Consider the following 13,595-nt stretch of genomic DNA (forward strand, 5'->3'; position numbering starts at 1 on the left):
ATGTGTCGTGTTACTGCCGGGCATTTTTTATCACTCTTATACGTTTACACGTTCTTTCTCTGCAGCAAACGGATTTTGGAGGGTTCCAATTTCTCGGATGGTGCATTCAATGACATCGTTTGCGCTTACCAGCTCCGCGCCGACCGGACTTCCTGTTAAAACCACATCTCCCGGCTTAAGGGTCATAACAGTAGAAAGGTAAGCGATCATTTGCTCAACGGAAATAATCATTAAATCTGTCGAGCTATTTTGTTTTTCAACGCCATTTAAAAACGCTTTTACATGAATGGATTTAAAATCAAGCTCCGTTTCGATTACGGGGCCAAGAGGCGTAAATGAATCAAAGGATTTTCCAATGGTCCAGTGCCCGTCTTCATGAAAATAATCCGGAGCCGTTACATCGTTTCCAAGTGTATACCCAAATATATAGTCCAGCACGTCTTCTTTTGCGATGTTCTTCGCTTCTTTTCCAATAACAACCGCAAGCTCGGATTCAAACTTGACGTGCTTAATCGCGGTTGGAATGACAATGGCCTCGTTTGGACCGATCACAGAGGATGTGGGCTTAAAAAAGAAGACAGGAATAGAAGGCATTTCTCTTGGCAGCTCCGACTTTGCAGCTGCATAATTTGCGCCTATTCCAATAATTTGATTCGGCTCTAAAGGAGCCAAAAGCCTTACTTCGCTCGGTGAAAAAGTCTGCCCTGTATAGTCCCATTTCTCAAATATATTTCCTTTAATGACGCTGATCGTATCCTCTTTTAGTACACCTGTATGACGGCTATCTTGTACAGCGAACCTTACAAATTTCATAACGTAGCTCCTTTTCCCATTTGCTTAATTTTAATAAGAATAGTAGATAGTCAGATTCTGAAGGTGTAAGTACAGCCTGCCATCCCTATGCTGACAGGCCGTTTGTTTTACTGTTTTATAGCTGCTTTTGCCTTTGCTTCGATACGGCGGCGGTGTAAAATGGGCTCCGTATAGCCGTTTGGCTGATCATAGCCTTGAAATACTAAATCGCAGGCTGCCTGAAAAGCAATGGATGTGCTGTAGTTCGATGCCATTGGCTGATACAGAGGATCATTTTCATTTTGTTGATCCACTACTTTTGCCATTCGCTTGAGCGTCTCCGTTACTTGTTCTTTTGTACAAATTCCATGATGAAGCCAGTTAGCCACGTGCTGGCTGGAAATACGAAGCGTTGCCCGGTCTTCCATTAGCCCTACATTATTAATATCAGGTACTTTTGAGCACCCTACTCCTTGGTCGACCCATCTCACTACATACCCAAGTATTCCTTGAGCGTTGTTGTCGAGCTCCTGCTGAATTTCATCTTTGCTCCAATTTGGTTTTTCTGCCACAGGAATTTGCAAAATGTCATCTTGTAAATCAGTAGACTGAGTAAGCAATTCGTTTTGAACATCTCTTACCTCAATTTGATGGTAGTGAAGAGCATGAAGCGTTGCTGCGGTTGGTGAAGGCACCCATGCCGTATTCGCTCCTGCTTTTAAATGCCCCACTTTTTGTTTAAGCATTTCCGCCATCATATCCGGCATTGCCCACATTCCTTTTCCGATTTGAGCGCGGCCTTGGAATCCGCTTGCTAAGCCTACATTTACATTAGACTGCTCGTAGCCTTGAAGCCATTTAGACGTTTTCATATCATTTTTACGAATAACAGCGCCTGCTTCCATTGAGGTATGAATTTCGTCACCTGTTCGATCCAAGAATCCAGTATTAATAAAAGCCACTCGGTCTTTTACTTCTTTGATACACGCTTTTAAATTAAGCGTCGTGCGGCGCTCTTCGTCCATTACGCCAATTTTAATTGTATGACGCTCAAGCCCTAGCATATCTTCAATTGAATTAAATAACGTATTGGCAAAAGCGACTTCTTCGGAGCCGTGCATTTTCGGTTTAACGATATAGATAGAGCTCTTTTTAGAATTTTGATACGTGCCGTTTTTAAGTAAGGTGTGTTTGGCAATTAAACTAGTAATCACGCTGTCTAAAATACCTTCATAGATTTCGTTGCCATTTCGATCTAAAACAGCGCTGTTTGTCATTAAATGCCCAACGTTTCGAATAAACATAAGCGAACGGCCAGACAGTGAAATCTTTTTCTTGTCCGGAGAAATATAGGTACGGTCTGGATTTAAACGCCTTGTCATGTTTTGACTTCCTTTTTTAAAAGTAGACGTCAAATCACCTTTCATTAATCCCAGCCAGTTGCGGTAAACATCTACTTTATCCTCTGCGTCTACTGCCGCTACTGAATCTTCACAGTCCATAATCGTCGTAAGAGCTGCTTCCATTAAAATATCTTTTACACCCGCATCGTCTGTTTTACCAATCGAATCCGTACGATCAATTTGAACTTCAAAATGCAGGCCGTTGTTTTTGAATAAAAGAGCATCAGGGCTTTCTTCTTCTCCTTGATACCCTACAAATTTCTCTTCTTCCTGTAATTCGGTTAAACTGCCATCGTTTAATTGAGCGACAAGCTTTCCATTTTCAAGGCTGTACTGAACCACTTCCGCATGAGAAGACTGAACGAGCGGAACAACTGCATCAAGAAAATTCTTCGCAAACGCAATAACTTTTTCTCCTCGAATTGGATTATAAGAACTCGTGCGCGAAGCTCCATTTTCTTCACTGATTGCATCAGTGCCGTAAAGAGCATCATAGAGACTTCCCCAACGTGCATTAGCAGCGTTAATAGCGTACCGGGCGTTATTTACTGGTACAACAAGCTGCGGTCCTGCCTGATAGGCAATTTCGCTGTCTACTCCTTCTGTACCAATAAGAAAATCTTCTGTCTTGTCTTCTAAATAGCCAATTCTCGTTAAAAACGATTTGTATTCGCTAAAGTCACCGTCAGGGTTTTCTTGATGCCACGCATTAATTCGAGCTTGCAGCTGATCACGCTTTTCTAACAAACGTTTATTTACGGGTGTTAACTCGGTTACTAACGCTTCAAAATCAGACCAAAAATTTTCTGTACTTAGGCCGCTGCCCGGAAGAGCTTCCTCATTGATAAATTGATAGAGAACTGGAGCTACTTTCAGATTTCCAACTTGTTTGTAGTTTGTCACCGTCTGTTTCCTCCTCTTACTCTTTTACATTTTTAAATTTGGACACGCTTTCATTTCTTTTTGCCAAAATGGTTAAGACGAATATATGCGGTACTGTTTCTTATTACGAAACAGTGTTTTGTTTTTGTTAAAAAAATCATATCATCGAGCGAATATATTTTCAAGAATTTTCTAAAAATATTCTACTTTTTTCATTTCTTTTTTGACTTCAGCGCAGCGGCTCGGACTTGGAAACAGCTTTCCTGCATTTAATAGATTTTTAGGATTAAATACTTCTCGTATATTCGTTTGTGCTTGAATTTCATCTTCATTGAAAACAAATCGCATTTCTTCTTTTTTTTCAATGCCCACGCCATGTTCGCCGGTAATCGTTCCTCCTGCTTCTGCACATACTTGTAAACATGCGCTTCCGGCGTCGAGTGCTTTTTCAGTTTCCCCCGGCTTTCTAGCATCAAATAATACAAGCGGATGCAAGTTTCCGTCTCCGGCGTGAAAAATATTGGCAATGCGAAGGCCAGATTCTTCGCTAATTTTGTTAATTCGCTTCAGCACTTGAGGCAGTTTACTTCTTGGAATAACGCCGTCTTGTACGAGATAGTCAGGGGATATAGCTCCCATCGCTCCAAATCCTGTTTTACGATTTGCCCACCACCTCGCGCGTTCTTCTTCACTTTCAGCTACTTTCACTTCCCGTACTTTTTGTTTTTTACATACGTCTAAAATACGAAGGATTTGCTCTTCGATACCGGCTGAAATGCCATCTACTTCAATTAATAAAAGAGCTTCAATATCTCTAGGGTGTCCGACTGGAAACGCAGCAGCTTCCACTCCTTCAATGGCGGTTTTATCCATCATTTCAAGCGCGGCAGGCACAATGCCGGCTGATATAATGTCTGATACCGCTTGGCTGCCGTCTTCTACGCGGTCGAAATAAGCAAGAACCGTTTGTTTTGCTTCAGGGTTTTTCAAAATGCGTACCGTAATTTTTGTAACGATTCCTAACGTCCCTTCTGATCCTGTTAAAAGCCCTAATAAATCATATCCCGGTTCATCTGGAATACCTTGCTTGCCAAGCTCAATCACATCTCCATTTGGAAGCACCACCTCTAGCCCTAAAATATGGTTGGTGGTTACTCCATATTTAAGACAGTGTGCCCCTCCTGCGTTTTCCGCTACATTTCCACCAATGGTGCAGCAATATTGACTCGAAGGATCCGGTGCATAATAATATCCTTTTTCAGAGATTGAATTGGTTAATTTAAGATTAATAAATCCCGGCTCTACAACGGCACGCCTGTTTTCATAGTCGACGCTAAGAAGGCGCTTCATTTTCACTAAACTAATAATCACTTCGTTATTAAGAGGAATTGCTCCCCCGCTCAGTCCTGTGCCTGCTCCTCTTGCAAGAAAAGGCAAATCATGTTCATTGCAGTATTTAACAATGCTAGAAACTTCTTTCGTATTTTGAGGAAATAACACCGCTTTAGGCAAATGTCTATGAATGGTAAACCCATCGCAGTCGTACGCAAGCAAATCTTCTTTATGATGCAAAATAGAATGTGCATCTACTAGTTGAGAAAGATTTTTTACGTGAAGATCTTTTATTCTATTTTTCTTCAACACGATGTGCTTCCTCCTCTTCTTTTTGATAGGCCCACTCCAAAAGCTGTACCGTGTGAACAATCTGCTGACTTCGTCCATATTTTTTCACTCCTACTGCCATCTGCAGCATGCATCCCGGATTTCCCATTGAAATCATTTCTACGTCATGAGGTACATGTTCCATTTTACTTTGAAGCACAGCTCCCGCCATATCAGGATTTGTTAAATTATAAATTCCTGCACTTCCACAGCATCGGTCCGCATTAGCCATATGAACCATTTCCACTCCCGGAATAGAAAGTAAAATATCTCTTGGTTCTTCTCTAACTCCTTGACCATGAGCTAAATGGCAAGCGTCGTGATACGTAATACGCTTATGCAGCTTTGTCTGCGGGGGGCGATATCCCGTATCGTGAAGGTATTTTGAAATATCCTGGACTTTTTCAGCAAAGACTTCAGCTTTTTCAAGCCACTCTTGCTCTTCTTCTCTAAATAGTTCAGGATACTCTTTTAACATGCAGCCGCATCCCGCAGCGTTTACAATAATGGTATCGGCATGCTGAAACGCCTCTATATTTTTTTTTGCAAGCTGTCTTCCCATGTCTCGGTCTCCTGCATGAACGTGCAAAGCACCACAGCACGTTTGAGATGGAGGAATAACGACGTCGTTTCCATTTCTTCGTAATACATTAAGAGTCGCTTCATTAATATCACTGAACATGACGTCCATGATGCAGCCGGTTAAAAAAGCAACTTCTGCTTTTCTTTCGGCTTTTGCTTTTAGAACGCGTTTCTTTTTATATTTTTTTCGAACAGAACGGGTAATTTTAGGCATTACATATTCCATGTCCGCTAGATGTGTCGGCATCATATTTAACAAGCCTGTTGTGCGCATCATTTTTTGCATTCCGCTTTTTTGATACAGCTTCAATAAGCTTCCTGCAGCTTCTAAGCGATGAGAGTGAGGAAAAAGTTCTTTTAGAAAAAACTTGCTGATCATGCCTTTCCATCCCGTCAAAGGCATTGCCTGGCGAATTTGGCCGCGAGCTTCTTCAATGAGTCCGCCAACATCTACATTTGCAGGGCAAGCAGTTGTACAGGCCCGGCAATCCAAACAGGCAAACACAGGGTCTGTAAACTGCTCATTCACGCTTATTTTTCCTTCTGCTACCGATTTGATAAGGTGCACGCGTCCTCTTGGTGAATGCTGTTCTTGCCCCGTTATTTCATAAGTAGGACAAGACTCCAAGCACATTCCGCAGTGTACACAATCCGCCCATTTTTTTTCGTCTGGCGCGTCTTTCCACAAATAATTGCTAACGCTTTGACATGGAGCATCTTTGATATCGGCTTTCGCTGAATTCACTTAGATTCCTCCTATAAATCGTTTATAGTTAAGCACATTTTTAGCGTCCATCTTTGCTTTAATTCCTGCTAGTAACGGAAAATGAGAAGGTTCTTCTCCCCATACATTTACTTTTTGGCGCAGTATAAAAGGCAAATGGTTAACGACCACATATCCTCCGTACGTTTTGGCAGTTTCAGTAAATGAAGTAATAACGGAAAGAATGGCATCTTCTGAGCCTTTTATGTAGATCGAACAAAGACCATGTCCAACTCCTCCATGTGCTTTTATCAGTATTGGACGGGACGTTTTTAATGCAGTACTTTTGTTTATTACATCGAGTACATTCATATTTGGTACGCCAATTTTTAGCGCGGCTTCCGTTTCCTCTTCGGAAGAACAGCATGCACCATTTGGACTAATGTTACTAAAAAATCCCCAAAATACTTCGGCTTCTTTTTCATGCAGCACTTTTAAAATCGTATCAGACGGCTGAATACTTTTGATGTAATTCTCTTGATAATGAACGGAACTTTCCACATCTTCAAAGCTGATTACAAGCGTAAACAGATGCTGCCCTATTACATCTTCAGCTAGAGAAGGATTTAATAACTCCAAAGCAACAGGCTCTATCATGGAATCTAAGACTTTGCTAACAAACGCATGAATTTCTTCGATATTGCCTGTTGAAAAAGAAATAAAGACAATGCTTTGATACTTGGGCAGCGGACGCAGCTTTAACGTTATTTCGGATATAACGCCGAGCGTTCCCATTGAACCAATAAACAGCTTATTCATATCATAGCCAGCCACGTTCTTGACGACTTTTCCCCCTGAACGAACAATGGTTCCATCTGAATATACGACTCTCATACCGATTACTGCATCTCGAGCCGATCCATAAGATAAGCGCTTTGGACCACTTTCATTCGCTGCAATAACTCCGCCGATTGTAGCGTAGTCTCCTAGAGCTGGATCAAGTGAAACTTGCTGATTGTGCGTTTTTAAATACGTTTGCAGCTCTCCAAACGGCGTACCAGCTTTTACAGTAACCGTCATATCACCTACTGTATGTTCAACAATTCCGCTGTATTCAGTCAGCGAAAGCAAAAGGTCTGCTGTATCTATAAGTCCCCCAAACCCTTTTTTTGTACCGTTCCCTTCAATGACGACTTTTTTTCCGTGTTCCGTCGCATACTTTAAAACGGCTGCTATTTCTTGTTCTGAAGTTGGCTTAATATGCAGGGACCCGTTATTTCCAAGGAAGTGATTCATATGCTGTTCTTCAAGTGTGGAAGGGTGAGATAAAATGGATTTTAAATGACCTGGAAGCTTCAACGTACTCAATAAATTGACTCCTCTCGTTTTGTAATAGCAAACAACGTTTCACTAATAACATAAAGAAGTGCCATATATAATACGACTAAAAGTAGTAGATTAATAAGAAGAATAATTAGTAGAATAGATGAAAAGATATATTTCAAGCGCTTACAATCATTAAATCACCTATTCTTGGGATTTTCAACCAGTATTTTCTTCTTATCACCAAAAAAATGTCCGTTCTTTTGAAAAAAAGTTTCTTTTAGTACTTGCCTATCCTAAAAGGATTAGAATATAATGTAAGCGAATTCATTTTTACATAAGTCATCAGATGACCTTATCATCGTAGTTTTAATGGTTTCATTTTACTAAATTTATAGTTCACTAATTTGAAAATGAGGTGTTAGTTATGACATGGACACAGCAGTTCACTCCTGTAGGAAACAGCGTCATTTGGTCTTCATTAATCGCTTTGATTCCTATTCTTTACTTCTTTTGGGCTCTGGCTATTAAACGAATGAAAGGTTATATGGCTGGAGTTACAACTTTACTGGTCGCACTTGCCGTTGCAATACTTGCTTATAAAATGCCGGCTAGCATGGCTTTTATGTCAGCCAGTCAAGGAGCCGTATACGGTATACTGCCGATTGGATGGATTATCATTACGTCCGTTTTTCTTTACAAACTAACCGTAAAAACCGGTCAGTTTGATATTATTCGTACCTCTGTCGTATCTATTACAGAAGATCGAAGACTTCAAGCTTTGTTGGTGGCTTTTTCGTTTGGGGCTTTTCTTGAAGGGGCCGCTGGTTTCGGAGCACCTGTTGCTATTTCAGCAGCTCTGCTGGTAGGTTTAGGATTTAATCCGCTGTATGCCGCTGGCTTATGTTTATTAGCAAACACAGCACCCGTTGCTTTTGGTGCAATCGGTATTCCTATCACGGCTATGGAAGGTCCTACTGGAGTAGCGGCAATGGAAATCTCTAAAATGGTAGGCCGCCAGCTTCCTTTTATTTCTGTATTTATTCCCCTGTATTTGGTTTTTGTAATGGCAGGATTTAAGAAAACAGTAGAAGTACTCCCTGCTATTTTAGTATCCGGCATCTCTTTTGCCCTTACCCAGTTTGTCAGCTCTAACTTTTTAGGACCGGAACTTCCCGATATTTTATCGGCACTCGTTTCACTTTTTGCGCTCGCTATTTTCTTAAAATTCTGGAAACCGAAAACAACGTTTCGCTTTCAATCTGAAAAAGCAGCACACGAAGTAGCTTCCGCTTCGGCTGAGCCAAGAGAAACTCAAGATCAACCCGCATTCACGGGGGCTCAAATTGCAAAGGCGTGGTCACCTTTTTTAATTTTAACGATCTTTATTTCTATATGGGGAATTCCTCAAATCAAAACCGCTTTGACAGGACATTATGAAGGAGCTAACGCTTTTTTGAGCGCTATCAATTCCATCGGACATTATTTAACGTTTATGCCAGAAGTACCTTGGTTAAATAATTTAATTTTAAATGGAAATGGAGAACCGATTGCGGCAGTGTATAAGTTAGAATTACTAGGCGCTGCCGGCACAGCTATCCTGTTGTCTGCTGTTGTCACAAAATTTATCGTCAACATCTCTTGGAAAGACTGGTTCATTACGTTTAACGAGACGTGCAAAGAATTAGCGTTGCCGCTGCTTACCATTATGTCCGTTGTGGCATTTGCTTACGTGACAAATGCGTCTGGAATGAGTACAACCTTAGGACTGCTGTTAGCTAAAACAGGCGCGTTATTTCCCTTTTTCTCTCCTGTACTCGGCTGGCTCGGTGTTTTTATTACAGGATCAGATACTTCAGCCAACTTATTGTTTGGCAACTTGCAAAAAATCACGGCTACATCTATTGGAATGGATCCGCTTCTTGCGCTTGCAGCAAACTCTTCTGGTGGAGTAACCGGTAAAATGATTTCACCGCAGTCCATCGCCGTTGCCTGTGCTGCGGTCGGGTTGGCTGGAAAAGAGTCCGATTTGCTTCGTTTCACGGTGAAGCACAGCTTATTTTTACTGCTGATTGTCTGCGTGTTAACATTTTTACAATCTAATGTATTATCGTGGATGATTCCTTAATCAAAAAAAGCTTCCGTATGTAGAGGTACCCCTCTGAACGGAAGCTTTTTTTCTTTTAGTTAAGATTGATTAATAGCATATACAACAAATAAAACTATATCTAGCAAGATCATTACAACACCGACAAGCAGCCAGATGTTTCCTTGAGTCTTTTTCTCACCTTCTTGCATTTCAAACGCTCGAATAGCAAATACAATTCCAAGGGTAAACACAAGAAAAAACAGCTGACGGTAATCGAAGAACGACAGTACAACAAAAATTAAAGTGAAAAACACCATAATCATTTCTAAAATCCGATAAGGCTGCTTTTGACATGCTAATAATAGTTTCATTTCTTGACCTACTTTCATCCCGTTTTTAATAGCGTTATTTTACTATTAATTTTAAATGAGATGTTAGTATTTCGAGCACTGTTCACTGTTTTGTAACAAAAAAGCGTACGTTAGTTAAACGCACGCTTCTTTTTTATTCATTTACATTTGGATTCATTGGATTATCCATCCCTGTTTTATCTTGAATTTTTTTATAGATAAAATATGTGTAGATAGCAATTAAAATGGAGAATGCCCACGTAACGGCCTGACGGAATACAATCATGTTCCCGTACCCTTCTACTCCGTACTTTTGAATCAATACGTATTTTACAATTGCTAAAAATACATAGCGACCTGCGAATAGTACTGTAAGCCAGTTCATCATTTTGAATAAATCAGGCTGGTGGAAGAGTTTTAGAGAGTCTTCTCGCTTATAGCCCATTAAGTAAGCCGTATCTACAAAAAAGTACAAACCAATTGGCTTTTTTATCACAATGGTAAAAAGGACAACTACAGCCAGTCCAATCATAAAGTATACTTGATTGTTTAACATCGTTGCTGCGTTCCCTGAAATTAAATCAATAATGGTACGTGCCAGCAGCGTAATGACAATAAACAATCCTGTTACGTTAAACTGGCGATCTTTAATAAATGTATAAATGGTATACACAAACGCTGGTGCTGTTGAAAGCAAAATGGCATAGTAATCACCAATAATGTCTTTTCCTTGGTTCCATATTAGGTAAGGAATAGCGATATAAAAAAGTAAATCAAACCATACTCGTTTTGTATTGTTCATATATAACTCCTTTAAAAACGTTGTTCCTGCTATTATATGGGATACTACGCAAGAAAAAAAGGCTTTTACCTGGAATGTTATGAAATTTTAATTATTTGATGTTTAGATCCAGAGCGACAGGGAAAACGATTTCTAGAAAGACTTCAAGAATCATAAACATCCAAACACTTGAGCAGCAATACATGTGCCACAAGTGAAAAATGCTGAAAGGATTGATTCATTATCGCACTTCACCTAACGTACACGTCAGAAATGGAAAAGGCCATGCAGCTTTCTCACGGCGTGGGGTATGCTGAATATAGCCGTAAACTAGACAAACGTCTACAGGTGGAAAAAGAACGAGAAAAAGATTATCAGGCTAGCAAAGATATACTGCGTGATATTAACCAGCATCGATAATAAAAAGCCGCTCGCTACTTTTGGTAGCAAGCGGCTTTTTATTTACAAATGAACCAAAATTATACATAATAAGGAAGTGCGTGTGCCAAAGAAAGGAACTTGCTTATTATGATGGAAAAATTACTGATTATTTGTGTGTTTGTAGGCATTATCCATATGATTGAAACACTAGCCTACTCTGTGAGACTTGCGGGCTTAAAAACTGGAAAACTAGTCGTGGCTTTATCTCTTTTTAATATTATTGTCATTGTGTCAAGAACAGCTAATATGGTGCAAGCTCCGCTGACCGGCAAATTAGGAGATGCGGTCCAGTCTAAAGAAGATTTGCCCGTTCTGCTTCATCAGCTTCAAACTATCTTGCTCGCCGCTTCTATTGGTACAATCGTAGGTGCTCTTTTAATTCCTAGCTTTGTATCAATTTTCTCCCGAATGATTTTACATTTAGAAGTAGCGGGTTCTGTACCCAAAATGATGAAAAACATTACTTCCATACATACGCTGGAAAAAGCAAAAAAACACGTGAAGCGTCCTAGGTGGATTATGCTGTCTCAGCTGCGAATAGGCGGAGTGCCCAAGCGATTGCTTCTTTTGAATTTAATGGCCACGACCATTTATACAGTAGGTGTTCTTTCCACTCTTTATGCTTCTACGCTGGAGCCTACTCTTTCTAAATCAATTCTGATGTCTTCTGGTCTTATTAACGGACTAGCGATGATTACCCTTGCTGTATTTGTAGATCCGCAAGTAGCCATTTTAACTGAAAAGGTAATGAAAGGTGAATCCACTAAGCAATCTATGAATAAAATGGTTGGTACACTCGTCATCTCTCGTTTGTGCGGGACAGTATGTGCCCAAATTCTCTTAGTACCTGCTGCTCTTTATATTGCATGGATTTGCAAATTAATCCCTTAGAAAAAAGACTTCGTTAAAGAAGTCTTTTTATACGTATTCCACTTTTTTGTATCTATGAACAGCAGCGATTAAAAGAAAAAAACTGCTCATTAACGTAACAACTACGGTATAGGTGACACTTTGTGACCAGTGCAATTGTTCAAGCAGGCGAGCGGCGTATTGTGACAGCGCTGCAGGACTCCACTTTAATTGATTCGTAAACAAAGTACTCAAAAATGAAAGTAACGCAATGATCAAAATGCTTACTCCAGCAATTCCTCCGCTTTGTAAAAGGAATGTTCCAGCTGCCACTAAAACGGACAAGATAAAAATTAGCCACAGGCTGTATAAAAGAAAGCTAACTAGCATATGAGTCCAATCCACATATGAAAATAAAAGATTTGTATAATACCATGCTGCTATATAGCTTATAAACGTTGAGCCAATGACCAGTACGATTTGTGCAGCCCATTTACTCATAATGTATTGAATGACGCTCACCGGTCTCATCATAACAAGTACAGCAGCATGATTTTGTCGTTCATTTGAAATTATATTCATGCTTGCTAGTACAATCAGTAAAGTTCCTATTGTGCTATATTGCGAAAGGACACCTTGCATTACTTCTTGACCGGTGGGCGTAGGAAGTTGAATAATTGCTCCTTTTGGTAAATTCCCTGCCATGTTAATGATTTGTGGCATATAATAATTCGTTAAAGGCTGTGTGATGCCTAGTAAAATTAGAGAGATTGGCAGCCAAATTCCTTTGCCGTTCGCAAATAATTCATGCAGTTCCTTTTTAAATAAGACTCCAAATGTGTTCATTTGTTCATCACCTCTAGATACACATCTTCGAGAGAATGCTGTTTTCGTTCAAATAAAACAAGGTTTGCTTGTTGATCAACAAGCAGTTGAAGCAGTTGCTGCTGCTGAGATGTATCTTTTACACTTACAGTGGCTTTATAAGGAGAATGAAACAGCACCTGTTCACTTGGCAGACTGCTAAGTGATCCAGGGAGCCTTTCTTCTGTTTCAATCGTAAAAGCAGGAGCCGTAAACTCTTGGCGCAGCGAACTCTTTGTTCCATTCCATTTCATACGTCCGTTTTTAATCATAATAATGTTATCGCATATTTGTTCTGCATCATGCAAAATGTGAGTTGAAAAAAGGATGGTCGTATCTTTTTTTAATGTTTCGATAATCAGTAGGACATCTTTTCTGCCTTCAGGATCCAAAGCCGAAACCGGTTCATCTAGAATTAGCAGTTCAGGTTTATGTAACAAGGCTTGCGCCAAGCCCAAACGTTGTTTCATTCCTCCAGAAAAGCCAGCAATTTTCTGCTTTTCCTTTCCTTTTAAACCTACAGTTTCAAGTACTTCATCTATTCGGTGGGAAAGCACATTTTTTGAAATGTTAGATAAAAGACCTAAAAAAGTTAAATACTGCTGAGGTGTCATCCAATTAAAAAACGTAGGATGCTGTGGCAGAAAGCCAATAAATGATCGTACGTCTTGGTGTTGTTTATCTTCAAAAGAAATTTTCCCTTTATTAGGTGCAGTAAGACCTGCAATCATATGCAAGGTAGTCGTTTTACCTGCACCGTTAGGGCCTAACAACGCTGCACATTTTCCTTTGTCGAGATTAAATGAAAGGTTATTCACAACGGTTATATTACGATACGCTTTTGTCAGTCTTTCTACTTGCATAAACATCTTCG

12 protein-coding genes are annotated in these 13,595 nt (G+C 40.1%); 3 read left to right on the forward strand and 9 right to left on the reverse strand.

What is annotated here, in order from left to right:
• Positions 1–36: 36 nt before the first annotated feature.
• From AC0KUU_RS17785 to AC0KUU_RS17805, 5 genes are all read right to left on the reverse strand, one after another.
• A complete protein-coding gene (locus AC0KUU_RS17785; protein ID WP_043981577.1) occupies positions 37–813 on the reverse strand; it encodes a fumarylacetoacetate hydrolase family protein in 777 nt (258 codons plus the stop codon).
• 107 nt (positions 814–920) lie between these two features.
• A complete protein-coding gene (locus AC0KUU_RS17790) occupies positions 921–3,098 on the reverse strand; it encodes a malate synthase G (protein WP_322552193.1) in 2,178 nt (725 codons plus the stop codon).
• A gap of 171 nt (positions 3,099–3,269) precedes the next feature.
• Positions 3,270–4,721 (reverse strand): FAD-linked oxidase C-terminal domain-containing protein, encoded by a 1,452-nt coding sequence (locus AC0KUU_RS17795; protein ID WP_230183525.1) that lies wholly within the window; start codon positions 4,719–4,721, stop codon positions 3,270–3,272.
• The gene (locus tag AC0KUU_RS17800) at positions 4,705–6,066 is read right to left on the reverse strand and encodes a (Fe-S)-binding protein (RefSeq protein ID WP_322552194.1); all 1,362 of its coding nucleotides are present in this window, start codon (positions 6,064–6,066) and stop codon (positions 4,705–4,707) included. Before AC0KUU_RS17800 ends, AC0KUU_RS17795 begins: the two co-directional genes overlap by 17 nt.
• On the reverse strand, positions 6,067–7,392 hold the full coding sequence (locus AC0KUU_RS17805; protein WP_052500340.1) for an FAD-binding oxidoreductase: 1,326 nt from the start codon (positions 7,390–7,392) through the stop codon (positions 6,067–6,069).
• 382 nt (positions 7,393–7,774) lie between these two features.
• On the opposite strand from AC0KUU_RS17805, the gene AC0KUU_RS17810 reads away from it, so the two are divergent.
• A complete protein-coding gene (locus tag AC0KUU_RS17810) occupies positions 7,775–9,475 on the forward strand; it encodes an L-lactate permease (RefSeq protein ID WP_043981574.1) in 1,701 nt (566 codons plus the stop codon).
• A gap of 59 nt (positions 9,476–9,534) precedes the next feature.
• On the opposite strand, the gene AC0KUU_RS17815 is transcribed toward AC0KUU_RS17810, so the two are convergent.
• Both AC0KUU_RS17815 and AC0KUU_RS17820 read right to left on the reverse strand, forming a co-directional pair.
• A complete protein-coding gene (locus tag AC0KUU_RS17815) occupies positions 9,535–9,807 on the reverse strand; it encodes a hypothetical protein (protein WP_237074457.1) in 273 nt (90 codons plus the stop codon).
• A 133-nt stretch (positions 9,808–9,940) separates the two neighbouring features.
• Positions 9,941–10,588, reverse strand: a complete 648-nt coding sequence (locus AC0KUU_RS17820) for a VC0807 family protein (RefSeq protein WP_043981572.1) — start codon at positions 10,586–10,588, stop codon at positions 9,941–9,943.
• Between the two features lie 252 nt (positions 10,589–10,840).
• Here AC0KUU_RS17820 and AC0KUU_RS17825 point away from each other — a divergent pair, with 252 nt between their 5' ends.
• Both AC0KUU_RS17825 and AC0KUU_RS17830 read left to right on the forward strand, forming a co-directional pair.
• Positions 10,841–10,987 (forward strand): YuzK family famiily protein, encoded by a 147-nt coding sequence (locus AC0KUU_RS17825; protein WP_014459567.1) that lies wholly within the window; start codon positions 10,841–10,843, stop codon positions 10,985–10,987.
• A 108-nt stretch (positions 10,988–11,095) separates the two neighbouring features.
• Positions 11,096–11,899 (forward strand): lipid II flippase Amj family protein, encoded by an 804-nt coding sequence (locus AC0KUU_RS17830; RefSeq protein ID WP_052500339.1) that lies wholly within the window; start codon positions 11,096–11,098, stop codon positions 11,897–11,899.
• 27 nt (positions 11,900–11,926) lie between these two features.
• On the opposite strand, the gene AC0KUU_RS17835 is transcribed toward AC0KUU_RS17830, so the two are convergent.
• Together AC0KUU_RS17835 and AC0KUU_RS17840 are read right to left on the reverse strand one after the other, a co-directional pair.
• Complete coding sequence (locus tag AC0KUU_RS17835) at positions 11,927–12,703, reverse strand: ABC transporter permease (protein WP_016764610.1); 777 nt, start codon at positions 12,701–12,703, stop codon at positions 11,927–11,929.
• Entirely contained in the window at positions 12,700–13,590 is an 891-nt protein-coding gene (locus tag AC0KUU_RS17840; protein WP_237074456.1) for an ABC transporter ATP-binding protein, read from the reverse strand. The genes AC0KUU_RS17835 and AC0KUU_RS17840 overlap by 4 nt, the downstream gene beginning before the upstream one ends.
• Between the last annotated feature and the right edge of the window lie 5 nt (positions 13,591–13,595).

It is taken from the genome of Priestia sp. ST2 (assembly GCF_055810735.1).